Consider the following 25,380-nt stretch of genomic DNA (forward strand, 5'->3'; position numbering starts at 1 on the left):
TTTCTACAAATATTTTTACTGAATTAATCCATGAATTTTTCTTTTAAAAAAATCATACCGCATTTACTAGTTCTTTTAGCGTTTGTGGTAGCTTCCTTAATATATTTTAGCCCCGTTTTACAAGGTAAACAGATATTCCAAAGTGATATCATGCTGTATAACGGAATGGCTAAACAGCAAAACGATTTTCGTACAAGCACAGGAGAAGAAACCTATTGGACCAATAGTGCCTTTGGAGGAATGCCTACGTATTTGCTAGGAGCAAAATATCCTCATAACTATATTAAAAAACTGGATTTAACTTTACGGTTTTTACCAAGACCTGCAGATTATTTATTTCTATATTTCTTAGGATTCTATATTCTTCTTTTGGTATTGAAAGTCGATTTTAAACTCGCCGCTCTGGGTGCCCTGGCCTTTGGGTTTTCAACGTATTTAATCATTTTGTTGGGTGTTGGTCATAACAGTAAAGCACATGCTATTGCTTATATGCCTTTAGTGTTATCAGGAATATTGCTCACATTTCAGCGAAAATATATCCTCGGATTTTTGTTAACTGTTATTGCCATGGCATTGGAGATTGTGGCAAATCACTTTCAAATGACGTATTACCTTCTGCTATTGGTGATAGTGCTTGGTATAGTGTATTTAATAGATGCTTATAAAAAGCAAGAATTGCCACATTTTTTTAAATCTGTCGGTATTTTAGTTGTTGCTGTAATTTTATCTATTGGACTAAATGCGACTAGTATTTTGGCAACTCAAGAATATGTTGGTGAAAGTTATCGTGGAAAAAGCGAGCTGACTATTAATCCAGATGGTTCTCCAAAAGAAGTCACCAATGGTTTGGATAAGGAATATATTACTGAGTATAGTTATGGCATATTAGAAACTTTTAACTTATATATTCCTCGATTTATGGGAGGAGGAACTTATGAGGACGTCGGTAGGGACTCTAATGTTTATGATGCTTTCATTAGTTTGGGAGCAACACCTGTACAGGCTTTAAATGAAGTTAAGCAAGCTCCAACCTATTGGGGGGACCAACCTATTGTTGAGGCACCTGCGTATGTTGGAGCAGTGATTGTCTTCTTATTTGTTCTTGGTCTCTTTCTTGTAAAAGGACGCTTAAAATGGTGGCTTGTTGGTGGTGTTATTTTGTCTTGGCTATTATCATTAGGAAAGAATTTTGGCATACTAACAGATTTGTTTATTGATTATGTGCCATTATATAATAAGTTTAGAGCCGTAAGTTCTATTCAAGTTATTTTGGAATTGTGTATTCCAGTATTTGGGGTTTTTGCACTCGTGAGATTATTTAATGACTTTGGAAAAAAAGAAGTAAAGCTAAAAGCATTAAAATACACTACGGCAATTACAGCAGGCATCGCGCTTATATTCTTGTTATTTAAAGGAAGTTTATTTGATTTCGTAGGAATGCGAGATGGGCAATTTCTTCAAGCTTATGGACAAACATTCATTGACGCATTAAAGGAAGATAGAAAAGCTATTTTTAATGCTGACACTATTAGGTCATTAATCTTAGTATTACTTTCTGCTGGAATCATTTGGCTATTTTTAAAAGAAAAGCTATCTGAAAAATTAGTGGTTATTGCTTTTGCTGTTTTAATTGTATTCGATTTGGTAGGTGTTGACAGACGTTACGTAAACAATGATGATTTTGTTTCAGCGATTCAAATACAAAAACCGTATCAAGCGAATGCTGCTGACCAAGAAATTTTAAAAGATAACTCGCATTATAGAGTATATGATTTAACCACCGGAAACACGAAGCCATCCTATTTTCATAACTCGCTAAATGGCTATACAGCAGCGCGTATGAAGCGATTTAATGAGCTTTTCGATTTCTATATAAGAAGAAATCATTTAGAAGTGCTTAATATGCTGAATGCTAAATACATTATCGCACCAGCTGAAGATGGTCAGCCACAGGTATTTACAAACACTGATGCAAATGGGAATGCGTGGTTTGTTTCAGAGCTTGAACAATTCTCTGATGCGAATGCAGAAATTTTGGCTTTAGACAGTTTAGACACTAAAACCAAAGCAATTTATTCCTTAAGCAAACCAAATGGTTTTTTTAAGAACATGCCCCAAAAGCCTTTAGTGGAATTTCAATTGGATACTCTAGCAGGTATTAATTTAATCGATTACAAACCCAACTATTTAAAATACGAATCCAACAATACAAATGATGGATTTGCTGTGTTTTCTGAGAACTATTACCAACAAGGTTGGCAAGCCTACATTGATGGGGAAGAAGCATCACATATTCGTGTAAATTATGTGTTGAGAGGCATGGAGATTCCTTCTGGTAACCACACTATTGAATTTAAATTCGAACCACAAGTAGTAAAAACAGGAAGCTCTATTGCTTTAGGGACTAGCATAATAGTCGTGCTATTATTGCTAGGAGGATTATTTTATCAGTTTAAAAAGGAAAATGTAAACTCTACCACAAGTGCGTAAAAAAGTACTTATTATAACCTATTATTGGCCACCAGCTGGAGGTCCAGGTGTGCAACGTTGGTTGAAGTTTATTAAGTACTTACCTGAATTCGATATTGAACCAATCGTTTATATTCCCAAAAACCCAAATTACCCTATTATTGATGAAAGTTTGGTAGATGAGATTCCTAATGACTTAACAATTATTAGGCAACCAATAGTTGAACCTTATAAGTTGGCAAGTAAAATTTCAAAGGGGCAATCAGACACCATTAGCAAAGGGATTATTCCAGATACAAAAAAGCAAAGTGTAGTGGAAAGGCTTATGTTATTTGTAAGAGGTAACTTTTTTATTCCAGATGCTCGTAAAAAATGGGTAAAGCCTTCAGTTAACTATTTGTCAACATATATCAGGGATTATAATATTGACACCATAATTACCACTGGACCTCCACATAGTTTGCACCTAATAGGTGAACAACTTAAAAGCAGATTGGATATAAAATGGATTGCAGATTTTAGAGACCCGTGGACAACTATTGGTTATCATAAAAAATTAAAACTTTTGCCAATGGCAAAAAAAAAGCATAAGTTTTTAGAGTCAAAAGTGTTAAACGCTGCAGATACCATTGTAGTGACGAGTAATAACACGAAGCAGAACTTCTTATCATTAACCGAAAAACCTATTGAGGTCATTACAAACGGTTATGATTATGAATCTGTTGGTAATGTTGAATTAGATGTTAAGTTTTCGTTAGCACATATCGGTTCTTTATTATCCGATAGAAACCCTGAAGTGCTTTGGAAGGTTTTGGAAGAACTTATGACTAATAATAAAATATTTGCATCCATGTTGCAGCTTAATTTTGTGGGTGCTGTAAGTAAGGATGTATTAAGAAGTTTAGAAGAGCATAAACTTTCGCAGTATGTAAATTTAATTGGCTACGTTCCACATGCAGAAGCGGTAAAACATCAAAGAAAATCACAAATTTTGCTGCTTATAGAAATTGATTCAGAAGAAACCAAATGCATCATTCCTGGGAAATTATTTGAATACATGGTATCTAATAGACCTATATTGGCTATTGGACCAGAAGGGTCTGATGTTCATGATATATTAAGAACGACTAATACAGGGAACTACTTCTTATATAGCGACCATGATGCGATAAAAGAAGCCATATTAGACATGTTTCAAGCGTTTAGTTCTAGTGAGTTGAAAAGTAATGGTATTGGTCTTCAACAATACAGTAGAAAGTCCTTGACTAAAAAATTAGCTGAACTCATAAATTAAATCTTGGTTAATGGGAATAGTTCAAAATCAATCGTTTAAAAACACTATCACTACCTATATTGGCTTTGGTATTGGAGCGATTAATACGTTATTCCTTTATACTGAGTTCATGTCTGAACAATATTACGGACTCATCACCTACATATTATCAACAGCTTATGTAATGATGCCTTTGTTAGCATTTGGCACACATAATACATTGGTTAAATTCTATTCAGCTTATAAATCTAGGAATAATGTCAATAGTTTTTTGACCTGGATGTTATTCTTGCCTTTATTAATGATAGTTCCTTTAGGATTAGTGGGTTATATATCATTTGAAATAATTGGCAATTTTCTATCAGAAACCAATCCTATTATTAAAGATTATGTGTGGCTTATTTATGTTGCAGCAATAGCGTTTTCATACTTTGAAGTTTTCTATTCTTGGACTAAAGTACACATGAACAGTGTGTTTGGAAACTTTATGAAAGAAGTTTTTCATAGAGCAGGAGTGATGATACTATTGTTCTGCTTATATTTTCAGGTTATTGCTATTGAAACCTTTGTGTATGCTGTGGTTGGTGTGTACATCTTGCGAATGCTAATAATGAAATTATATGCTTTTTATGTAAGGAGACCAATTTTTAGATTTGGAAAACTACCTAACCTAAAAGCGGTTTTAAAGTATTCAGCTCTAATTATTATTGCAGGTTCGGTGGCTAATATCATATTGGAAATTGATAAATTTATGATTGGTCAGTATATCGAGATTGAAAAAGTAGCCTATTATGGCGTCGCTATTTATATTGCGACTGTTATTGGTGTTCCAGCACGTTCGATGCACCAAATCACCAATCCGTTGACTGCTAAATTGCTTAACGAAGGAGAGAAAGATAAACTTAAAGTGCTGTATAAGAAAAGTTCACTTAATTTGTTTATAATCAGCGGACTTATATTTTTGCTTATTATTTTAAATATTAACCAACTCTACTTGCTTATTGATGATAAATATACGGGAGGGTTGATAGTTGTACTTTTAATAAGTGTTGCAAAATTATCCGACAATATTATTGGTAATAACAATGCTATTTTATTTAATAGCGATTATTACAGAGTTGTTTTAGCATTAGGAGTTTTACTAGCTATTATGACTGTGGTTTTTAATGCGATCTTAATTCCAGAATACGGTATTAATGGTGCAGCATTTGCCACATTTATGTCCGTTATAATCTATAATTTTGCAAAAGTAGCTTTTGTCTATTATAAATTTAAAATATCTCCTTTTTGTGTAAACACGTTTAAAACGTTGGTACTAATTGTAATATTAGCTGTAGTCTTTTATTTTTGGGAATTTCCATTTCATCCAATTATTAATATTGGACTAAAATCTATACTCATTGGATTGTGTTATGGATTGATAGTTTACAGAATGAATTTTTCTGATGATATTTATATAATTCTTAACAAGTTTCTTAAGAAGTAACCACCAATAAAAAGAAAATCCCGCAAGGTGCTTTGAAGCATTCATCTTGCAGGACTATCCAACTAACTAACCAAAATTATAATATTATTGACGTCTTTTATTACTTCTAGAGCTTGAACTTCTGCTAGAACTAGATTTAGACTTTTGCCTTGCTTGTGGTGTTCTCTTTTTACTAGCTTGAGAACTCTTGCTGCGTGAAGCACGTTGCTTAACACTTTGCGTTTTACGTTGTGTACTCGCTCTTTGAGTGGTTCTTGGCTTCGATGTGTTTTTAGACGTTGAACGTACTCTAGGTTTTGTACTTGTATTTCTTTTCGCTTGTTGAGATCGTGACTGAGTTGTTGCTCTTTTTTGAGACCTACTAGCGTTATCATTTCTGTTTACTGTTCTGTTAGAACGTGTTGCTTTTGCATCATTTGATGTTCTAGACCTAGTAGTTCTAGTGTCACTAGAAGTTCTAGCTCTATTTGTTGTAGCATCATTACTTCTTCTAGTAGAAGACCTTGTAGCATCATTACTTCTTCTAGTAGAAGACCTTGTAGCACTGTTATTTCTAGTAGTTCTTACTTTTTGATCTACACTTGCTAAACGTCTGCTACTTCTTGTAGTAGTAGCATCACCACGTCTTGACGATCGCGTTTGCGCATATCTATCACTTTGTCTTGAAGAAGAACGTTGAGCTACAGAGCTTGTGCGTCTGCTTGAGCTATATGACACTCTTGGTCTATAATTATCTCTATAAGGTCTGTAATAAGTATGTCTTATAGGTTCGTAATATCTTCTATAAGGTCTATTAAATACAATTCTAAAGTCAATTAAAGGTCTGCTATAATAGGTGTGCCAAGGTCTATATACATAACCTCTGTTGTAAACATTAATAAATCCTGTACAGTGCGAAAACCTATTGTATGCATTGTAGTGTACATATAATCCACCAACTCGGTTTACGTAACCATAGTTGTTATATCTAATACGTACATCACCAGCGCGAACAATACGACCATAATAATCGTAATAGATTGGAATGTTTTCAATTTGCACAACGGCACCATAATCATCATATTGTACATAGGCATCGTAACTGTGCCCTGTGTTAAAACTAATACTTACACCATTAAAATCGCTATAAGCACTAAAGCGTGGACCATAATCTAGTACGTTAAAGTCGAACTGACCATCTGGAAACACCGAAAACTCTACACCTTGTTCCACAAAGATGAAAGAATTACCATAACCTCTCACATAAGTGTTTTGTGCATGAGCATTAATATCTAAACTGTTGTCGGTTGATGTTGCGCTAACAGAGACTCCTGTAAGGAGCACACCTGCAAAAAATAATAGTAACTTTTTCATCTTAATTTGATTTTTGCGTTAAGCAATACAACAAACATGTACTACAAAACAATTCGTTTTTCTCTTGATACTTAATAGTTACCAAGCATCGTGCCAAAAGATGTTTTTAAATAAAACTACTTGAATATTAAGCTAATAAGTATGAATAGAATATTTAGATGTTGATAAGTTTATAAGAAGTGTATGAAAATCATTACTCTATCTTGTGAGAGTTTACGACCTTAGACCTATAAATTAATTAAACACTATTTGATATGAAAAAAAATTACATTTTACATTGTATTGTTACTTGCTTAATTTTTATAAGCACACAAGTGATTGTTGCTCAATCTACCGAAGCTTTTGAAGGCGAAGCTGGTAAATCAACAACGTTTACTGATGGTGGACAAACATTTAATATAGTTTCTGCAGAAGGGTATGATGTCTTTCTTCATGGTACAGTAAATGGTATTGGACCAGGAACAGATAATTGTACTGGATGCGGTTGGAGTGGTTCTGCTCCAGACCAACAATTTGTTGATAATACAGGTAATGGTAATTATGATGGAGATAACAATGGAAGTAGTTTCTCAATTGTTCCAGTTGGAATTGAAATGACTGTACAATCACTGTATCTTTTTTGTTCAACAAGATCTTTAGCTGCAACTACTGGTACATTAACTATTACTGGTAATAAAGGAGGAGTAGAAGTTTTTTCTTTCTCAAAATCTTCTGGATTTGCAAGCCCAGTTACATTTACACCAAATAATGGGTTTACATTTATTGATTTTGCAACAGAAGGAGCATCAGATTTTTCTATTAAAGGAATTGATGAATTAGTTATTTCTAGTACTGGAAATTTAGATTATATGGCATTGGATGCATTTTCTTGGACATTAAATGTTTTATCAAATGATCACAAAGAGCTAAACAATATTTCTGTTTTCCCTAACCCATCATCAGATTTTATTAATATGGCAAATTTGGAGACTTCAGAAAAATATAATGTGTATTCTATAACTGGGAGATTAATTAAGCAAGGTGTTGTTAGCAAAACAAAACCAATTAATATTCAAAATTTTTCTAAAGGCATATATTTTCTACAAATTGAAAACTCAAATAAAAGTTATAAGTTTATTAAAAATTAGTATTTGTTTATGGCAAAAGGCTACATACTTATTAACTTAAACTAGCATCCATGAAAAATTTAGCACTTTTTATTACATTATCACTCATTGTTTTTAGCTGTAATAATTCAAAAGAAAAAGACGTCAAGAATTCTGAAAAAAGTAGTTACTTAGACTATTCCAAGCGTGATGACAAGCTTAGCGGTGGCGTAAAAATGATTCCAATACAAACTGCTTCTGGTGAATTTAAGGTTTGGACCAAAAGAGTAGGGAATAACCCAACAATGAAAGTGTTATTGCTTCATGGAGGTCCTGGTGCTACCCACGAATACTTTGAAGCTTTTGATTCGTATTTCCCAAATGCTGGAATTGAATACTATTATTACGACCAGTTGGAATCGGCGTACAGCGACCAACCAAACGACAGTACATTATGGAGTGTTAATAGATATGTAGATGAAGTAGAACAAGTTCGCAAAGCTCTAGGTTTAAATAAAGATAATTTTTACTTATTAGGAAATTCTTGGGGAGGCATTTTATGTATGGAATATGCCTTAAAATATCAAGATAATTTAAAAGGATTGATTATTACCAATATGATGGCGTCTGTTCCTGAATATAATAAATATGCCAATGAAGTTTTAGGGCCACAGTTGCCGCCAGAAGTTTTAAAAGAAGTTAAAGAATTAGAAGCCAAAGGAGAGTTTGATAACCCTAGATACAGTGAACTCTTATTTCAGCATTATTATACTGAGCATATTTTAAGAATGCCTCTTGATGAATGGCCAGACCCAGTAAATAGAGCGTTTGCTAAGATGAATCATGGCTTGTATATCACTATGCAAGGGCCAAGTGAATTTGGCATTGTTGGTGACGCAAAGTTAAAAGATTGGGATATTACTGCAGAATTACCAAAGATTACAGTACCAACGTTAAGTATTGGTGGCGCTTACGACACCATGGATCCTAAACACATGGAATGGATTGCAACACAAGTACAAAACGGTCAATATTTGCATTGTCCAAATGGTAGTCATATGTCTATGTACGATGATGCAGAAACGTATTTTAAAGGCTTGATTAAGTTTATTAAGGAAGTGGATAAAAAATAAAAAGCGAATTATGAAAAACTATTTTTTAATAATATGTTGTCTCTTATCATTCACAGCACCTGGACAAGTAAAAGATAACGAGGCTATTGATAAAGTTTTTGCAGACTGGAATAAAATAGACGCTCCAGGAGCTGCTCTAGGAATTGTAAAAAACGGAAAACTTATCTATGCTAAGGGATATGGTATGGCAGATTTAGAGCATGATTTGCCAATCACGCCTTCTTCTGTTTTTTATACAGGATCTGTTTCAAAACAATTTGTAACCTTTGCTATTCTATTACTTGAAGAAGAAGGTAAATTGAATTTAGATGATGAAATTCAAGTCTTTTTACCAGACTTTCCAAAATATGAAGCTCCGTTAACGATTAGACATTTTATACACCATACCAGTGGTGTTAGAGATTATTTAACATTGATGGCTTTAAAAGGAAGAAGTTATCTAGATAACATGGAAGTGGATGAGGTATACGAATTAATAAAGAGCCAAAAAGTTCTAAATTTTTCTCCTGGAGATCAATACTTATACAGTAACTCCTGCTATTTTATGTTAGCAATGATTGTTGAAAAAGCAGCAGGTAAATCCATAAGAGATTTTGCTGAAGAAAAGATGTTTGGGCCGCTAGGGATGAAAAACACACTTTTTTATGATGATAATAGAGATCTTATAAAGAATAAAGTGTTTAGTTATGAAAAGAAAACAGAAGGAGAGGGTTTTAATAACCTAATAATGAGGTTTGATCTAGTTGGTTCTGGAGGTGTTTATTCCAGTATAGAAGATCTTTTGTTGTGGGATCAAAATTTTTATAATAATATTCTAGGTAAAGGAGGTCAAGACATTATTACTAAAATGCATCAAGAAGGACTGCTTAATAATGGAAAGAGTAGTGGGTATGCTTTTGCGCTAAATAATGGAACTTATAAAGGATTAAAAACTGTTAGTCACGGTGGTTCTTTAGCTGGGTATCGTGCGCAATTAATGCGTTTTCCAGATCAAAGTTTTTCTGTAATTATTTTGGCTAATAGAAATGATGCAAATCCAACTGTTATGAGTTACCAAGTTGCTGACATTCTTTTAAAAGATAACTTCAAAGAAAAGCCTGAAAAAGTTGTTAAGAAACCCGTTACGCCAACTTCAAATAGTAAAACAGAATTTGCCTTAAAGCAAATGACTGGTCTTTATGAAATACAACAAGGAGTTGATGCAGAAATTACTATTAAAGACGGAAAGTTAAATGTTTTGCAAAAATGGAACAATTCGTCCTACCCTATAGTAAATACAAACGGAAATATATTCGAGATACCTAATAATGATACAATACAATTTATTTTTTCAAATTTAAAGAATGATCAAACTCAAGTGCTTACAGTTGTTCAAAATGGTAATAAAACTACTTCTAAGCGGAAAGAAGAAGCTACTTTATTAAAAATCAATTTAAAAATATACTTGGGTAATTATTATAATGCAGAAATTAATGCTATTTACCAATTAGTATTGCATGATGGTGTTTTAAAAGTAAAAATACCAAATGAACAACCCGAAGAAATTGTACGAATTGATAATGATAAATTTTTATTTGATGGTGTTGTGTTTAGATTTATTAGAACAGATGGTAAGATAACTGGCCTTTTTGTTGATGCTGGCAGGGTTAAGAATTTAGAATTTATTAAGCAATAGAAAACCCCAAAAGTCATTGGGAAATAACTAATGAGGTTTCTAAATAACCAATTTTAGTAGGTTACGAACAATAGGTTAATACTTGCGTCTTTTTTTAACGCCTTTCTTTTTCTTTTTTAAGGTTTTATCATTCTTTCTGTAATAGTAGTAATCGTCATCGCGACCATCCCATCTATCATCATATCTATCATCATCATACCAATCGTTGTCTTTATGGAAATGATCGGTTGTGCAACCTGTCATTCCACAAAAGCCACAACCTTGGTTGCTTCTATTAACTTTTCCTCGTACGTCAATCATATCACCCCAACGGTTGTATTGTATATGCAAACCACCAACTTGTTTAAGTTGACCAAAACGATATTGCATATATACTGAACCTATACGTTTTACACGTCCTTGATAATCATAGTTAATAAACACATTACCAATTCTACGTACACGTCCTAATCGGTCATGGGTAATAATAACACCACGTGGACGGTTGTAGTTAATTCTTACTCCTGGTGCTCCAAAAGTGGCATTAATGCTACCACGCTTAGTTCTCGATTTTCGGTAATATGAATCACCAAAATGTCCATAATTGACATCGGTATTAAAATCGAATTCACCATTTGGAAAGATTAAGAATTCCACACCACGCTCCACAAACAAAATAGGTTGCGTAAAACGATAGCGTTTCGTAATTCTTAAATCTTTACTGTCTAATTCAGAAACTTGTTCTGATGCTGTTGCAAATGTTACTCCAAGTAACATAGTTGCTAATACTAAAGTAATTTTTCTCATAGTAAAAGTATTTAAGATTAATGCCTACTCATTTAGCTTTTCGGCTTACGCTATTTGTTAAGGTAGTTTTCATTTATCGTGCCAAAATTGTAAGTATCTGAAATACAACAGTTAACATGATTTTGTAACAAGTTGTTGGTATTACTCGTCATTATAATGAAGAAGTAATCTTCTTTTTATTAAATTTATATCGCACTATAAAATCGTTAACCAACCATCGATGGCAAAAAATTCCGAAATAACCAATTCTTCAGAAAATGACGAGAACGTAGATTTTGCATTAGAGCAAAACATAACGACGTGTCAAAACTGTGAAAAGGAGCATAATATCGAGTTTGATTTTTGCCCTCATTGCGGACAACAAACCAATGATGAGCTAACGGTTGGCGTATTGTTTTATAATACCATTGCCAATTATTTCTCGTTCGATGCACGATTTTTTAGAAGCTTTATTCCTTTAGTATTTAAGCCAGGGATTTTAGCAAAACGTTTTGTAAGTGGTAAACGTTTAATGTATTTGCATCCAGCACAAATGTATTTGTTTATTTCTGTTGTGTTTTTCTTCATGTTTTCGTTTACAATTCGAGAGTATAATGCCAATTTTGATAAAGTTTTGAGGAAAGGTTTTGAAGTTGAGCAATCTAAGGACTCTATTAACCTAAGACCTTTAGATTCTGCTGCTATTGCTAAGATTGCTAAGCCATTGCAGAACGAAAACTTAATGTCAGGACTTTCTGAAGAGGAAAAAGAAGCTATGGATTCTATATTGACAGCTGCTTCTAATCCAGCTAATGTTAAGAATAACTTCAATTTTGGGTATGATACAAAAAAATTAGACTCCTTAATAGCTATTAATGCACCTGAAAAGGAGCAATTGCAGGCTGTAGGTATGAAAGAAGATGCAGGATTTTTTAAAAAGCAGTTTTTTAGGCAGTTAATTAAGTTTCATAAAAATAGAGGAGGAGGTATTGTGCAAGCAATTTTTGATAGTGTGCCTATTTCGTTATTTATTCTCTTACCAATATTTGCACTGTTGCTTAAAATATTTTATTGGCGCCGAGGACGATTTGCACATCATTTAGTATTTAGTTTCTATTATTTCTCCTTTTTGTTTACTGTGATGTGTATTATAATTGGCATAAATTATATTGTGGAAATCCCAGATTGGATAGATTTTCTGGTGCTTCTCTCAACATTTTTCTACTTAGTTTTTGCAGTACGAAATTATTATGAACAAGGCTTTTTTATTAGTTTGATAAAATCATCAATGCTCACATTTATGTATATGATGGTTGTAGTTCCTATGGCAATTGCAATTATGCTTGTATTGTCATTTTTACTTTATTAATTACTGAATTTAGTCAATTCACTATAACCCATGAGTTTGCCTTTTTTATTATAGGATTCAGAGCGAACCATACCAACATTTTCTGAATACCATTCTTTAGAAGACGCAGTTACTTTTATCATCATTTTTGTATAAATGGTTTGTGATAATACAAGGCAATCAAATGTTCCAGCAGGTGTCGTTAGTTCTTCTCTTTTTTGTACTTTTCTATCGGTAATTTCAATATTCATGTTTACAGCCATAATTCCTGTATCTACACTTATACCAAGAGTTGCATCATCTAAGGTTGTTCCAGCTGGAGCATCCATATCTGGAATTTCAAATTTCGATGCATCTACTTGAACGTCCATGTCTTCATATGCTTGTAATTGATTGCCATCCATTTTAAAAGCCATACCAAAATCGAATTTACCATCCTTACAAACGGCTTCAAACTCATTAGTGTATGCTTCTTTTCCTTTTTTGTCAACTGAAACGGCTCTAATCTTAAAGGTTACATCATTGCCAGTGACTACTTTATCTAACAATTCATAATTTGTTACACCTTGAACTTTCCCCTTGGCATTGTAATTTGTTATCTCCCAAGTAGCGCCTTTATTTGTTGGTACATAAGGTCTGCAATCGGGTTGAGCGTAAGTGGTTCCTACAATTGCCAAAAGCAAAAGGATGGTTTTAATAACTTTCATTTTAAGTGATTTATTGGTTTATAAATACTAGGGAGAATTGTTGCTTAAAGATAGCAATAATTATAGAATTAAAACTCTAAAGCTTGTCTTTTAAGTATTTACCAGTAAACGATGCTTTGCTTTTTGCTACTTCTTCTGGAGTTCCCGAAGCTAATAGTTGCCCACCATTCTCGCCTCCTTCTGGACCTAAATCGATAATATAATCTGCACATTTAATGAGTTCTACATTATGTTCTACTACAATAATGGAATGCCCTTTTTCAATAAGAGCATTAAACGACTTTAGCAGTTTTTTAATATCATGAAAATGCAATCCAGTAGTAGGTTCATCAAAAATGAATAAAGCAGTTTCTTTAGTATTTCCTTTACCAAGGAAAGTTGCTAGTTTAATACGTTGCGCCTCACCACCAGACAATGTCGATGAACTTTGACCAAGTGTCACATAGCCTAAACCAACATCTTGTAAGGGTTGTAGCTTATTCTTTATTTTAGTTTGAGCGGTTTCCTCAAAAAATGAAATGGCATCATCAATGGTCATGTTTAAAATATCATCAATGGTTTTGCCTTCGAAAGCGACTTCTAGTACTTCCTTTTTAAAGCGTTTGCCTTTACAAGTTTCACACTCCAAATGCACATCTGCCATAAATTGCATTTCAATGGTTACTTCACCCTCGCCTTTACAGGTTTCACAGCGACCACCATCGACATTAAAACTAAAATGTTTTGCTTGATAGCCTCTAATAGTACTTAATTTTTGTTTTGAGTACAAAGCTCTTATGTCATCGTAAGCTTTGATATAAGTTACAGGGTTTGAGCGCGATGAACGACCAATTGGATTTTGGTCTACAAATTCAATATGTTTTACATTGCTGAAATTACCAGAAATAGAAGTAAACTCTCCAGGTTTATCACCATAACTCCCAATTTCTTTGATAAGCGCAGGATGCAGTATTTTTTTAACTAAAGTACTTTTTCCACTTCCTGAAACACCCGTAATTACTGTTAGCATTCCTAAAGGAAAGGTTACATCAATATTTTTTAGATTATGTTCTCTGGCACCTTTTATATCTACAAAATATTTTGAAGTTCTTCGTTCTTTTGGGGTTTCAATTTCAAATGTGCCATTTAAGTATTTGGCTGTTAAAGAATCGGAATTCAATATATCATTGTAACTTCCAGTAGCAACAACTTCGCCACCAAAGGTTCCGGCTTCTGGTCCAATATCAATAATTTCATCAGCTGCAGCCATAATATCTTCATCATGCTCTACAACAATCACAGTATTTCCAAGGTCACGTAAAGACTTTAATACGGTTATTAAACGTTCTGTATCACGTGGATGCAAGCCAATACTTGGTTCGTCTAAAATGTACATAGAACCCACTAAACTACTACCAAGCGATGTCGCTAAGTTGATACGCTGGCTTTCACCACCAGACAAGGTGTTGGATTTTCTGTTAAGCGTTAAATAATTTAATCCAACATTAGTTAAGAAAGATAATCTATTGGATATTTCTTTTAATAAGCGTTTAGCAATTTGAGTGTCGTAATCGTTTAGCTCTAATTGCTGAAAAAATGTGACTAACTTATTTAAAGGCATTTCTACCAAATCGGTAATGGTTGCATTACTAATTTTCACATAGTTAGCTTCTGGACGTAATCGCTTACCATTACATACGTTACATTTTGTTTTGCCTCTATATCGAGATAACATGACACGGTTCTGGATTTTATAGGCTTTAGATTCTAGTTCTTCAAAGAAACTGTTAAGTCCTTCAAAATACTCGTTCCCTGTCCAAATAAGTTGTTTTTGCTCAAGGGTCAATTCAAAATACGGCTTATGGATTGGAAAATCGAACTTATGAGAATTATTTACTAATTGGTCTCGGTACCAACTCATACTTTCACCTCTCCAAGCAAAAATGGCGTTTTCGTAAATAGACAACCCTGTATTTGGAACAACTAAATGTCCGTCAATACCAATAACATCACCATATCCCTCACATTTTGGGCAAGCGCCATAAGGATTATTAAAACTAAATAAATGAATATTTGGCTCTAAAAAACTAATACCATCCAATTCAAACTTATTACTAAAGTGCTGCTGCGTATTATCTTTTAAAGACTCAATATAACATTGCCCTTTTCCTTCAAAGAATGCTGTTTGAATAGCATCAGCTAAACGATTAAAGAAATCTTCATCGTGTTTTGTAATAACACGGTCTATAACCAAAAACACAACGTCTTTGCTATTTGGTTTTTGAATATACTCATCAATTCTAATGACAGTATCGTTAACTTTAACTCTCGCATATCCTTGTTGGTATAAAACTTTAAGCTTATCGCTCATAGTTCTTCCTTCTTCTAAATGAATAGGAGCGAGGAGTAATAATTTTTCACCTTCATCAAATGATTTTATATGATTGATAACATCAGAAACGGTATCTTTTTTGACTTCATCTCCAGATTTTGGTGAGTAGGTTTTACCAATTCTGGCAAACAACAATTTTAAATAATCGTAAATCTCGGTAGTAGTACCTACAGTTGATCGCGGATTTGTTGAATTGACTTTTTGCTCAATGGCAATAGCAGGAGCAATACCTTTTATGAAATCTACCTTGGGTTTATTAAGTCTTCCTAAAAATTGACGTGCGTAGCTCGACAAGCTTTCAACATAACGCCGTTGTCCTTCAGCATACAACGTGTCGAATGCTAAACTAGATTTTCCAGATCCCGAAAGTCCAGTAATAACAACTAGTTTATTTCTTGGGATAACAACATCAATGTTTTTTAGGTTATGCAGTTTTGCACCTTTAATAATGATGTTTTTCTTAGGATCTACGTTTATAATGCTAGTATTTATCGACATTTTTAAGGAATAATTTTGCAAAGATACCACTTCTATCTTAGCTTTTAAAATGGATGTTTCATCGAATATTTAAGAAAAAAAAGAGTTTTTTTTGTTTTTTAGGAACGATTGTTGTTATATTTGGAACATATTAATCAGCAAATTAAACTATTAGCTTATAGCATAACATTACTTTTTAAATTCTAAACCCCTAACAAAGAAGATTGCTTCTTTGCGAATTAAAGTAATGACTATGAAAAAAGAACTTATCACAGATGCTGAGTTAGTAAGTAACTACATTAAAGGCGACGAGAGCGCTTTATCAGTTTTAATTACCAGACACAAACAAAAAATTTACAGTTTTATCTATTCTAAGGTTTACGATCGTGACGTTACCGAAGATGTCTTTCAAGACACCTTTATTAAGGTTATTAGAACGCTAAAGCTTGGAAAATACAATGAAGAAGGAAAATTTCTTCCTTGGGTAATGCGTATTGCTCATAATTTGGTGATTGATCATTTTAGAAAAAATAGCAGAATGCCAAAATTTGATAACAATCAAGAATTTAATATTTTTTCGGTAATAAGTGATTCGTCTTTAAATGCAGAAAAAACAATTATAAAAGAACAAGTACAAGAAGACGTTAGACGTTTAATTGAAGAACTTCCTGAAGACCAAAAACAAGTATTGGTTATGCGTATGTATAATGATATGAGTTTTAAGGAAATATCTGAAAACACAGGAGTTAGCATTAATACTGCATTAGGTAGAATGCGTTACGCACTTATTAATTTAAGAAAGGTTATAGATAAACATAATATAGTTTTGACAAATTAATGCAATAAATAAAGTTATGCCACGTTACTCTATTATATTAACAACTAATTTAGTCAGATGGCAAAACTTTACATTGAAGATTCAAAACATTTTGAAACGTTAAAACCGAAGGAAGAGACGGTTAATTTTCTTCTGAATTATTCTCAGGCTTTAAGTGTTATCAGTCATAATAAATTAAAGTTTGAAGCGCTTTTAAACTAAACTTTGGCGAAAAAAAGCCCTAATTTAATTATTAGGGCTTTTTTGCGTCATAATATTTCTGGATTACTGTTTTTCTTCCAATAGTTTTAGTGATAATATCTTTTTCAAGATCCCATCCTCTTGCAGGCGAATATTCACGACCATACCATATTATTTGTAAATGCAAATCGTTCCATAATTTTTTTGGAAACAATCTTTTAGCATCCTTTTCTGTTTGTACTACATTTTTTCCATTCGTTAAACTCCAGCGATACATCAATCTGTGAATATGTGTATCTACAGGAAATGCAGGCACACCAAATGCTTGAGACATCACTACACTAGCCGTCTTATGACCAACAGCAGGCAATTCCTCTAAAGCTTCAAAACTTTGAGGTACTTTGCCATCATGCTTGTCAATAAGTATATGGGATAGCCCATGTATTCCTTTACTTTTCATAGGCGATAGTCCTACAGGCTTTATGATATCTCGTATTTCGTCTACAGTTAGCTTTATCATATCGTATGGATTATCGGCTTTTGCAAATAATAAAGGTGTTATTTGATTTACTCTCACATCTGTACTCTGAGCAGACATTAGTACAGCAATTAATAATGTATAAGGGTCTTTGTGATCTAACGGAATAGGTATTTCTGGGTAGAGCTTATTTAAGGTTTTTATAACAAAATCTACTTTTTCTTGCTTGGTCATTGACTTATCTTTGTAAAAAATCAAATATACTAAATATGACGAGTTTAAAAATAGGGGATAAGGCTCCAGATTTTCAAGCCAAAGACCAAGATGGTAATATTATTTCTTTAAGCGATTATAAAGAAAAAAAATTGGTGTTATTCTTTTATCCAAAGGCAAGCACACCTGGATGTACAGTGGAAGCTTGTAATTTAAGAGATAATTACGAACGTTTTCAGTCTTTAGGCTACGAAATACTAGGAGTAAGCGCTGATAGCGAAAAAAGACAATCAAATTTTAGAAACAAATATGATTTCCCTTATCCATTATTAGCTGACGAAGACAAAACTGTTATCAATTCATTTGGAGTTTGGGGACCTAAAAAATTTATGGGTAGAGAGTTTGATGGTATACATCGAACAACATTTGTGATTGACGAATATGGTGTTATTGAAGATGTAATTACTAAGGTAAAAACCAAAGAACACACGAGTCAAATACTTAAGTAGAAATAAAAAAAGCGACCAGAAAGTCGCTTTTTTTTATTTTTTTATTTTTTTCTTACTAATGACAATTGGTTTCCTTGTAAAACCAAACATTCTATAATCTTTTATTAAGTCACCAATTCCTTCAGGTAATTTATCGCTCCAACCTCGCTTTCCGGTTGCAATTTTCTCTAATATTTCACGTGAGAAAATATTTAAAGTCTCCAGGTCGTAATCTTCTATATCTGTAACTTTCCCATTGTATTTAAAGAACTTGTATAATTCTTTCATTCGAGGGTGTACTTTTAAATTTTTGCTTGTTATTAATTCACCAGACTTTTTGTCAACCATTGGATATAGGTAAACTTTTAAATCTTTAAAGAACAGCTTACCAAAGGCTTCTAAAATACCTCCACTTAAATGTCTGTAATATTTTTCATCAAAAATATCTACCAAATTGTTCACTCCCATTGCTAATCCAAGACGAGCTTTTGTGTATTGAGAGAAGTATTCTACTAGTTTATAATATTCTTGAAAATTGGAAATTAATACTGTTTGCCCCAACGAACAAAGCAAATCTGCTCTATCCATAAAATCCTGTTCATCAATTTCACCTTCAGCTCGAAGATTGGAAAGCGTAATTTCAAAAAGGGTTTGTGTATTTTTTTCGTCAACTCTATTTTCTTTTAAGAACATTTCATAAGACTTTTGAAACATATCCATGTTTACCTTGGTAACAGGCCTAAAACTACCTCTAAGTGCTAAAATATTCTTTTTATAAAGGACTCTTGCTGGCAATACATTATGACCATCTGGATCAAACATTACAGCATCAGTCATAGCGTTTTTAACTAGTTGCAAACTCATCAAACGATTGTCGACATTCTCGAAAATTGGTCCAGAAAAATTTATGGTATCAATTTCCAATTGGTCTTTATCTAAATGATCGTATAAATAGCGCAATAATTTTTTAGGCTCGTTATATTTATAAAAAGCGCCATAAATTAGGTTAGTACCAAGTTTTCCAAGAGTTTCTTGTTGCAATCGTGCATCATTTTCTTTAAAGCGAAAATGCAAGATAATTTCATTGTAATCTTGATTAGGGTCAATTTGATATTTAATACCAACCCAACCATGTCCTTTAAATTTTTTTGCAAAGTCAATAGTAGTAACGGTATTGGCATACGCAAAAAACATTTTATTTGGGTGCTTATCTCTTGTTATACGTTCTTCAATAAGTTGTATTTCGTGAGAAAGCATTTTGCGTAATCTCGATTCGGTTACATAACGTTTATCATTTTCAATTCCATAAATTGCGTCACTAAAATCTTTATCGTAAGCCGACATTGATTTTGCAATGGTTCTCGAAGCTCCACCAGCTCTAAAAAATTGTCTAACGGTTTCTTGCCCGGCTCCAATTTCTGCAAAGGTTCCGTAAATATGTTCGTTTAAATTTATTCGTAGTGCTTTTTGCTTCAGTGAAGGGATATTTTCAATATCCATATCTCCTTTTAGAGTAATTTCCATCGCAATTGTAACGTTTTTTATTGTGTTCACAAAGGTATTAAAATAGAGGCGCAAAGAAAAAAAATAACATTACTTTTGTTATAAAATTTCCACTTTTGAAGATTACATTTTTAGGAACTGGTACATCTCAAGGAATTCCTGTAATAGGAAGCAATCATCCAGTTTGCCTAAGTAAGAATATAAAGGATAAGCGTTTGCGTGTATCTGTTTTAATTGAATGGGACAATTATTCCTATGTTATTGATTGTGGACCAGATTTTAGGCAGCAAATGCTTCGTGCAAATGTGTCTAAAATTGATGGTATTTTATTTACTCATGAACATGCCGACCATACCGCTGGGTTAGACGATATTAGACCGTTTTTTTTTAGACAGGGAGATATTCCCGTTTTTGCACATCAAAGGGTTATGAGGTCTTTAGAAAGGCGTTTTGACTATATTTTTGAAACTGAAAACAAATATCCTGGAGCTCCAAGTGTTAAGAAAATTGTTGTTGAGAACAAACCTTTTCAAGTAGGTAATTTAGAAATTATACCAATTAATGGATTTCATAATAAATTACAAGTTTTTGGGTTTAGATTTAAAGACTTTGCTTATCTCACAGATATGAAAACTGTTGAAGAGCATGAGATAGAGAAGTTAAAAGGAGTTGAAGTACTTGTTGTAAATGCTTTAAGGGAAGAGAAGCATGAATCGCATTTTAATTTAAAAGAAGCGCTCAATTTCATCAAAAAAGTAAACCCAAATAAAGCATATTTAACGCATATTAGCTCCTTGCTTGGGTTTCATGACGACGTTGAAAAATCGTTACCTAAAAATGTTTTTCTGGCTTACGATAATTTAGTAGTGACTGTTTAATTAATTATTTTATGAAAAGTAAAATTTACCTATACCTATTTGTGTTCACCTTGTTATTGGTGCTTTTTATGTATGTTAATTCTAAAAGTATTTTAGAGAAATATGAAAAAGATATTACTACCGCTAAAGAGCGTATAGAAATATATAAGGATTCATTAACTGTTTTACAAGATGAAAATTATGACCTAATGTACTTTAATTTGGAACATAATGAAGATGCCATTACTTATTTTGAAAAAGAAGGTATCGATGTAACGACCTTAATTCCGTTTTTAAAGGATGAGTTATATAAATTAAACGAAGCAAAAGGTGAACATCCATTGGTCCCTTATGTCGCTATGACTAATGGAAAGATGATGATTAACAATATTAAATTCTTGAATCATAAATGGATAATTGCCGATTTCTCTGATGGAAAATATTGGGGTGAATTGTTTTTAACTTATGAAATTACTAAAGATAAACAACTAACTTATAGATTGGTTGAGCACTTTTTATACCCTCCACAAAGCTATTAGGTACGCTTCACTAGCCAAGTCTTAAAGTCATAAAAGTTTTGAGGCGCTACGCCGTGTCCAACAGGGAATTCCGAATATTGGTGCTTAACATTTAGAGATTCTAAAATTTTTGGTGATTGTCTTGCCCACTCTACAGGAATCACTTGGTCTACACTACCATGTGAACAATAAAAATCTAGATGTGATAATTTAGTTTTATCAAATGTTTCAGGAATAATATCTGGATTAATGTAGCCACTTAATGCAACTATATTCTTAATTTTTTCTGGGTAGGTGAGTGCCACAGCGTAACTTAAAATAGTGCCTTGACTAAATCCTAACAAAGTGACATTATCTTTATTTACAGGATAAGCATCACAAGCTTCATCTATAAACTTAGCAATTAAATCTCTAGATTTTATCGCTTGTTCATTGTCGCTCCATTTTCCTTTTTCAGCATCAAAATTTATAGCATACCAAGCATTTCCAAAGGGCTGCATTGCATAAGGTGCTTTAACAGAAATGATAAAGAGTTCCTCTGATAATTCTGAAGCAAATGAAAACAAATCGTTTTCATCGCTGCCATAACCATGAAGCATTATGATTAAAGGAGCATTATCTGCTAAAGACGAAGGTCTTATTATGTGCTCTAGGGAAAGATTAGTGTTTGTCATTTAGTTACCGAAACTTGCAAAAATACGTTGATAAAATTCTCCTAAAATTGGAGTAGGTTGGTTGCGACCTGTAACTGCTGTCATAAATCCAAAGATGAATAATACACCAAAGAAAATCCAAAAGCCAATAGTTATAAGCCAATTATCAAAAAGACCAACAAAATATCCTAAGGCAAAAAATGTTAGCCATAAGCCTAGAGCTTGCCTAAGATGAAAAGCTGCAAATCTATTTTTCTTTTCATTATTCATAAAAAATGCAATAATGACTCCAAACAATGTCAAGTAACTAATTATTGCAATTGTTCGACCTTCTTCTATTGTTTGATTATCCATAATTTTAAAATTATAAGATTATTTTTTTATTGGCTATAATGCCATATGCTTTTCCTTTAAGAGTATATCCTTTGAAAATAGCGTTTTTTGATTTCGAGATAATATCCTCTTTTGAAAATTCATAAGAGATATCTGGGTTGAAAAGAGACATAGTCGCTTTGTTTCCAATGCTAATGGTGCTATCTTCTATTCCAAATCGTTCTTTTCCTTTAGTTAATAGCTTTACAACTGTTTTAGTTGGAAGTATTGTGTTTAATGCTCCAAATGCACTTTCTAATCCAATAGTGCCGTCTAATGCGAAATCAAATTCTAATTTTTTATGCTCAATATCTAAAGGGTTGTGGTCACTCGTTACCATATCGATGGTGCCATCTTTTAAACCACTAAGTAATGCGTCAATATCTTGTTTGGTGCGAAGAGGAGGAGAGACTTTAAAATCACTATCAAAACCTGTTAAAGCATCATCACTAAACACTAAATTATGTATAGCTACACTACAAGTAACATCGAGTTTTTTCTTTTTCGCTTCTCTTATCAATGCTACTGATTTTGTAGTAGAAATCGTAGGGATGTGTAATTTTCCTTCTGTATATTCTAAAATAAATAAGTCTCTGGCAACTTGAAGCTCTTCCGCAAGCGCTGGAATACCTTTAAGTCCAATAGTAGTACTTGTAATATGCTCGTTCATCACGCCTTGTCCAGCAATATTATTTTCTTGTGGAAAAGAACAAACCAACCCATTAAAACTACCAGCATATTGCAACGCTATCTTCATTAAGTTTGGATTGCTAATAGGTTTTTTGTAATCACTAAAAGCGACAGCTCCAGCATTGGTCATATCGAATAATTCGGCTAAGTCTTTACCTTGACTATTTTTTGTTAAGGCACCAATTGGATGTAAGGATACAGCATTGTTTTGGGCTATAGATTTCACGAAGGAAATATCTGAATTAGTATCTAATACAGGGTTAGTGTTAGCATTTAATGCTACATTTGTAAAGCCTGATTTTGCTGCGGTTTTAAGACCATTTGCTATTGTTTCTCTTTCTTCAAACCCAGGTTCACCAAAGCATACACTACTATCGAACCAACCTTGAGAAATGTGTAAGTTTTCAAGTTGGATTTCTTTGTAATTATTGGGGTTTTTTATGCGTTTAGAAATGTTGGTAATGATTCCTTTTTCAATTAAAATATCTTGTGTTTGATTGTGAAAATCGCTTTTGGAATCTAGTATTGTAGCAGACTTTATAAGTACGTTCATTTAAAATATTTTAATATGAGCATCTCTATTACTAATAAGACTAGTGCAAAAATAGTAAACCATTTCCATAGCTCATTAATATTTGATTTATTTTTTATGGAAGTGAATACATCCTCAATAGAGTTTGAAACCGTAGCGTTTTGAAAATTGGACAAATTCATATACTGTGAGTTGCTCTCATTTCTATTGTAATTATAGCTTACCTTTTTGAAAGTTTCTCCATTATTATTAATGCTATAAATTCCAGCAGCTGATGGCATATCTCTAGTAATAACACTAATTTTATTGCTATATGAACGCTGTTGAGGGATGATTTCTTCGTTTATAGATTTCAATTTTAATATATCGTCTTGCTGAAGGGTTATGTTAATATCATAAGTGTTTTCTTCTCCAATAGTATAATAAAGATTGGGTAGTTTTAAACTTTGTTTTCCAATATTATAAATCACTGGCACTACAAGAGGAGAGTTAATGAAATTTGAATTTGATGTATTTAGCGCAGATGCAAAAGCGAAAATATTTCCTTGTTGATTTAAAAAGGGTTTTCCATCTTCAAATTTAAGAATATTTGAGCCTGATCCTAGTTCATAAAAACTATTAGCTTTTGGGTATTGAAAGTTGCTTATTTCTTTATCAAATACTTGATCTAATATTGGATGTGAATAATTAATAGTTGTTATTCTTTTTTCAATGTTATTTATTTCTGAATTATAATTAAATAATTGATTGTAAGAATTTAATGAAGCATTAATTGAAGGAATAATTAATATATTACCTCCATTGGCTATAAAGCTATTTAATGAATTGATTAGCGATACAGGAATATTATCTATCTCGTTTAGCACCACTAAGTTTTGGTCTCCAATCTCGTTGTAATTTAGCTTGTCTAAATCTGTCTCCTTGTAGTTAAATTCATTGTTGGTAAATATGCGTTCTAGATAATTATTTTCAGTTGGATTTATGGTTAGCACATTTATTTTATCTCTGTTATTGACATTGAAGTACAAGGTATTGTCAAAGTTTAAGCCAGAATCTTCTACAGTCACTTTCCCATTAATAACAGTATTTGTTGGTAACGTAAATTGGGCTTGTTTTGAATCATCAATAGCAGATTTTGCCAATAGCAAGTCGTCATTATATAAGGCGACAGATGTGTTTTCTAAACTTTCATTACCCGAAATAGTAGCAGTAAGCTCAAAATTTGATGGTGTTTCCTTAGAAATGTAAACGCTATCAATGCTAATATTTCTATTTGTTACAGCTTCCAGTTGCACTAAGTTTAGAGTGTATGTTGCATTTAAATCATCACTTAATGTAGTGTTATTTATTTGAAAATCAGATAGTAACACTAGGTTTTTAGCAGAAGCATCATCTTGACTAAATAATTTTTCTCCCTTAAGGATTACTGCGTCGTAATCTAACTGATTTGGTGAATAATTGAGTTGTAATAGTTCGTTAGAAAGCGTTTTTCGAGTAGCGTTTCTAAATGTGTTATCGTTTGTGAATAGTGTTATTTCATCAGAATCGTCTAGTGTGTTTAAAATATCTTGAACACTGCGTTTAAGCAATTCTCCTTTACTTCCTTTAGCTTGCATGCTAAAAGAGTTGTCTAAATAAACAACCGTTTCTGTTTTTATGTTTAAACCTTCAGATTCAGAAAAATAGGGTTGTGCAAAGGCAAAAATAATTGCTGTAAAAAGTAATAGCCGTGTTATAAGTGTTAGCCACTTTTTAAGCTGTGAACTTTTACGCGTTTGTATAATCACGTTTTTTAAAAACTGAACATTGGTGAAAGGTACTTTTTCAAAACGACGTAATTGAAAAAGATGAATAATTATAGGAATTAGCAGTAAAAATAAAAAGTATAGAATTTCTGGGTGCTTAAACTGCATTCG

21 protein-coding genes are annotated in these 25,380 nt (G+C 32.7%); 11 read left to right on the plus strand and 10 right to left on the minus strand.

Annotation, left to right across the window (positions count from 1 at the left end; all coding sequences use genetic code 11):
* Positions 1-30 precede the first annotated feature (30 nt).
* Genes HB672_RS10055 through HB672_RS10065 form a run of 3 tightly spaced genes read left to right on the plus strand, consistent with a single transcriptional unit; the run spans position 31 to position 5,228 of the window.
* Positions 31-2,490, plus strand: a complete 2,460-nt coding sequence (locus tag HB672_RS10055) for a YfhO family protein (RefSeq protein ID WP_167611833.1) — start codon at positions 31-33, stop codon at positions 2,488-2,490.
* Positions 2,483-3,763: a glycosyltransferase family 4 protein gene (locus tag HB672_RS10060; RefSeq protein ID WP_167611836.1), complete on the plus strand. Its 1,281-nt coding sequence runs from the start codon at positions 2,483-2,485 to the stop codon at positions 3,761-3,763. The genes HB672_RS10055 and HB672_RS10060 overlap by 8 nt, the downstream gene beginning before the upstream one ends.
* A gap of 10 nt (positions 3,764-3,773) precedes the next feature.
* Positions 3,774-5,228 carry a polysaccharide biosynthesis C-terminal domain-containing protein gene (locus tag HB672_RS10065; protein WP_167611839.1) on the plus strand — a complete coding sequence of 485 codons (1,455 nt, stop codon included), beginning with the start codon at positions 3,774-3,776 and terminating at the stop codon, positions 5,226-5,228.
* A gap of 84 nt (positions 5,229-5,312) precedes the next feature.
* On the opposite strand, the gene HB672_RS10070 is transcribed toward HB672_RS10065, so the two are convergent.
* Entirely contained in the window at positions 5,313-6,581 is a 1,269-nt protein-coding gene (locus HB672_RS10070) for a hypothetical protein (protein WP_167611842.1), read from the minus strand.
* Positions 6,582-6,835: 254 nt separating this feature from the next.
* Between HB672_RS10070 and HB672_RS10075 the strand changes: the two genes are divergently transcribed.
* Genes HB672_RS10075 through HB672_RS10085 form a run of 3 tightly spaced genes read left to right on the plus strand, consistent with a single transcriptional unit; the run spans position 6,836 to position 10,474 of the window.
* A complete protein-coding gene (locus tag HB672_RS10075; protein ID WP_167611845.1) occupies positions 6,836-7,708 on the plus strand; it encodes a T9SS type A sorting domain-containing protein in 873 nt (290 codons plus the stop codon).
* A gap of 50 nt (positions 7,709-7,758) precedes the next feature.
* Positions 7,759-8,799 carry a proline iminopeptidase-family hydrolase gene (locus HB672_RS10080; RefSeq protein ID WP_167611848.1) on the plus strand — a complete coding sequence of 347 codons (1,041 nt, stop codon included), beginning with the start codon at positions 7,759-7,761 and terminating at the stop codon, positions 8,797-8,799.
* A 10-nt stretch (positions 8,800-8,809) separates the two neighbouring features.
* Complete coding sequence (locus tag HB672_RS10085) at positions 8,810-10,474, plus strand: serine hydrolase domain-containing protein (RefSeq protein WP_167611852.1); 1,665 nt, start codon at positions 8,810-8,812, stop codon at positions 10,472-10,474.
* 75 nt (positions 10,475-10,549) lie between these two features.
* Here the strand turns inward: HB672_RS10085 and HB672_RS10090 are convergent, their stop codons facing one another.
* Positions 10,550-11,260, minus strand: coding sequence for a hypothetical protein (locus HB672_RS10090; protein ID WP_167611855.1), 711 nt, complete (start codon positions 11,258-11,260; stop codon positions 10,550-10,552).
* Positions 11,261-11,480: 220 nt separating this feature from the next.
* Between HB672_RS10090 and HB672_RS10095 the strand changes: the two genes are divergently transcribed.
* Positions 11,481-12,608, plus strand: coding sequence for a DUF3667 domain-containing protein (locus HB672_RS10095; protein WP_167611859.1), 1,128 nt, complete (start codon positions 11,481-11,483; stop codon positions 12,606-12,608).
* Here the strand turns inward: HB672_RS10095 and HB672_RS10100 are convergent.
* Both HB672_RS10100 and uvrA read right to left on the minus strand, forming a co-directional pair.
* Positions 12,605-13,294, minus strand: a complete 690-nt coding sequence (locus HB672_RS10100; protein WP_167611862.1) for a hypothetical protein — start codon at positions 13,292-13,294, stop codon at positions 12,605-12,607. The two genes, HB672_RS10095 and HB672_RS10100, sit on opposite strands and share 4 nt — an antisense overlap.
* A 76-nt stretch (positions 13,295-13,370) precedes the next feature.
* Complete coding sequence (uvrA, locus tag HB672_RS10105; protein WP_167611866.1) at positions 13,371-16,163, minus strand: excinuclease ABC subunit UvrA; 2,793 nt, start codon at positions 16,161-16,163, stop codon at positions 13,371-13,373.
* 232 nt (positions 16,164-16,395) lie between these two features.
* Between uvrA and HB672_RS10110 the strand changes: the two genes are divergently transcribed.
* Positions 16,396-16,980, plus strand: a complete 585-nt coding sequence (locus tag HB672_RS10110; RefSeq protein ID WP_167611869.1) for a sigma-70 family RNA polymerase sigma factor — start codon at positions 16,396-16,398, stop codon at positions 16,978-16,980.
* Between the two features lie 232 nt (positions 16,981-17,212).
* On the opposite strand, the gene nth is transcribed toward HB672_RS10110, so the two are convergent.
* Positions 17,213-17,872: an endonuclease III gene (nth, locus tag HB672_RS10115; RefSeq protein ID WP_167611872.1), complete on the minus strand. Its 660-nt coding sequence runs from the start codon at positions 17,870-17,872 to the stop codon at positions 17,213-17,215.
* Positions 17,873-17,907: 35 nt separating this feature from the next.
* On the opposite strand from nth, the gene bcp reads away from it, so the two are divergent.
* On the plus strand, positions 17,908-18,360 hold the full coding sequence (bcp, locus tag HB672_RS10120) for a thioredoxin-dependent thiol peroxidase (RefSeq protein ID WP_167611875.1): 453 nt from the start codon (positions 17,908-17,910) through the stop codon (positions 18,358-18,360).
* 33 nt (positions 18,361-18,393) lie between these two features.
* On the opposite strand, the gene HB672_RS10125 is transcribed toward bcp, so the two are convergent.
* Entirely contained in the window at positions 18,394-19,863 is a 1,470-nt protein-coding gene (locus HB672_RS10125) for a TonB-dependent receptor (protein ID WP_167611878.1), read from the minus strand.
* A 95-nt stretch (positions 19,864-19,958) separates the two neighbouring features.
* Between HB672_RS10125 and HB672_RS10130 the strand changes: the two genes are divergently transcribed.
* The gene (locus HB672_RS10130) at positions 19,959-20,720 is read left to right on the plus strand and encodes an MBL fold metallo-hydrolase (protein ID WP_167611882.1); all 762 of its coding nucleotides are present in this window, start codon (positions 19,959-19,961) and stop codon (positions 20,718-20,720) included.
* An 11-nt stretch (positions 20,721-20,731) separates the two neighbouring features.
* A complete protein-coding gene (locus tag HB672_RS10135) occupies positions 20,732-21,238 on the plus strand; it encodes a hydrolase (RefSeq protein ID WP_167611885.1) in 507 nt (168 codons plus the stop codon).
* Here the strand turns inward: HB672_RS10135 and HB672_RS10140 are convergent.
* Genes HB672_RS10140 through HB672_RS10155 form a run of 4 tightly spaced genes read right to left on the minus strand, consistent with a single transcriptional unit; the run spans position 21,235 to position 25,377 of the window.
* Complete coding sequence (locus HB672_RS10140) at positions 21,235-21,891, minus strand: alpha/beta fold hydrolase (RefSeq protein WP_167611888.1); 657 nt, start codon at positions 21,889-21,891, stop codon at positions 21,235-21,237. The two genes, HB672_RS10135 and HB672_RS10140, sit on opposite strands and share 4 nt — an antisense overlap.
* Positions 21,892-22,224 carry a hypothetical protein gene (locus HB672_RS10145; RefSeq protein ID WP_167611891.1) on the minus strand — a complete coding sequence of 111 codons (333 nt, stop codon included), beginning with the start codon at positions 22,222-22,224 and terminating at the stop codon, positions 21,892-21,894.
* A 10-nt stretch (positions 22,225-22,234) separates the two neighbouring features.
* Positions 22,235-23,485: a dihydroorotase gene (locus HB672_RS10150; protein WP_167611895.1), complete on the minus strand. Its 1,251-nt coding sequence runs from the start codon at positions 23,483-23,485 to the stop codon at positions 22,235-22,237.
* Complete coding sequence (locus HB672_RS10155) at positions 23,482-25,377, minus strand: BatA domain-containing protein (protein WP_167611898.1); 1,896 nt, start codon at positions 25,375-25,377, stop codon at positions 23,482-23,484. Before HB672_RS10155 ends, HB672_RS10150 begins: the two co-directional genes overlap by 4 nt.
* Positions 25,378-25,380: the final 3 nt, after the last annotated feature.

The organism is Gaetbulibacter sp. S0825 (assembly GCF_011777505.1).
Classification (GTDB): domain Bacteria; phylum Bacteroidota; class Bacteroidia; order Flavobacteriales; family Flavobacteriaceae; genus Pontimicrobium.

What these genes read in the sequence shown, in the direction of transcription:
- HB672_RS10110 (WP_167611869.1), top strand. Translation starts at nt 16,396, where the DNA reads ATGAAAAAAGAACTTATCACAGATGCTGAGTTAGTAAGTAACTACATT.
- HB672_RS10145 (WP_167611891.1), bottom strand. Translation starts at nt 22,224, where the DNA reads ATGGATAATCAAACAATAGAAGAAGGTCGAACAATTGCAATAATTAGT.
- bcp (WP_167611875.1), top strand. Translation starts at nt 17,908, where the DNA reads ATGACGAGTTTAAAAATAGGGGATAAGGCTCCAGATTTTCAAGCCAAA.
- HB672_RS10055 (WP_167611833.1), top strand. Translation starts at nt 31, where the DNA reads ATGAATTTTTCTTTTAAAAAAATCATACCGCATTTACTAGTTCTTTTA.
- HB672_RS10085 (WP_167611852.1), top strand. Translation starts at nt 8,810, where the DNA reads ATGAAAAACTATTTTTTAATAATATGTTGTCTCTTATCATTCACAGCA.
- HB672_RS10150 (WP_167611895.1), bottom strand. Translation starts at nt 23,485, where the DNA reads ATGAACGTACTTATAAAGTCTGCTACAATACTAGATTCCAAAAGCGAT.
- HB672_RS10075 (WP_167611845.1), top strand. Translation starts at nt 6,836, where the DNA reads ATGAAAAAAAATTACATTTTACATTGTATTGTTACTTGCTTAATTTTT.
- HB672_RS10125 (WP_167611878.1), bottom strand. Translation starts at nt 19,863, where the DNA reads ATGGAAATTACTCTAAAAGGAGATATGGATATTGAAAATATCCCTTCA.
- HB672_RS10135 (WP_167611885.1), top strand. Translation starts at nt 20,732, where the DNA reads ATGAAAAGTAAAATTTACCTATACCTATTTGTGTTCACCTTGTTATTG.
- HB672_RS10090 (WP_167611855.1), bottom strand. Translation starts at nt 11,260, where the DNA reads ATGAGAAAAATTACTTTAGTATTAGCAACTATGTTACTTGGAGTAACA.
- HB672_RS10095 (WP_167611859.1), top strand. Translation starts at nt 11,481, where the DNA reads ATGGCAAAAAATTCCGAAATAACCAATTCTTCAGAAAATGACGAGAAC.
- HB672_RS10140 (WP_167611888.1), bottom strand. Translation starts at nt 21,891, where the DNA reads ATGACAAACACTAATCTTTCCCTAGAGCACATAATAAGACCTTCGTCT.
- HB672_RS10080 (WP_167611848.1), top strand. Translation starts at nt 7,759, where the DNA reads ATGAAAAATTTAGCACTTTTTATTACATTATCACTCATTGTTTTTAGC.
- HB672_RS10155 (WP_167611898.1), bottom strand. Translation starts at nt 25,377, where the DNA reads ATGCAGTTTAAGCACCCAGAAATTCTATACTTTTTATTTTTACTGCTA.
- HB672_RS10100 (WP_167611862.1), bottom strand. Translation starts at nt 13,294, where the DNA reads ATGAAAGTTATTAAAACCATCCTTTTGCTTTTGGCAATTGTAGGAACC.
- uvrA (WP_167611866.1), bottom strand. Translation starts at nt 16,163, where the DNA reads ATGTCGATAAATACTAGCATTATAAACGTAGATCCTAAGAAAAACATC.
- HB672_RS10070 (WP_167611842.1), bottom strand. Translation starts at nt 6,581, where the DNA reads ATGAAAAAGTTACTATTATTTTTTGCAGGTGTGCTCCTTACAGGAGTC.
- HB672_RS10065 (WP_167611839.1), top strand. Translation starts at nt 3,774, where the DNA reads ATGGGAATAGTTCAAAATCAATCGTTTAAAAACACTATCACTACCTAT.
- nth (WP_167611872.1), bottom strand. Translation starts at nt 17,872, where the DNA reads ATGACCAAGCAAGAAAAAGTAGATTTTGTTATAAAAACCTTAAATAAG.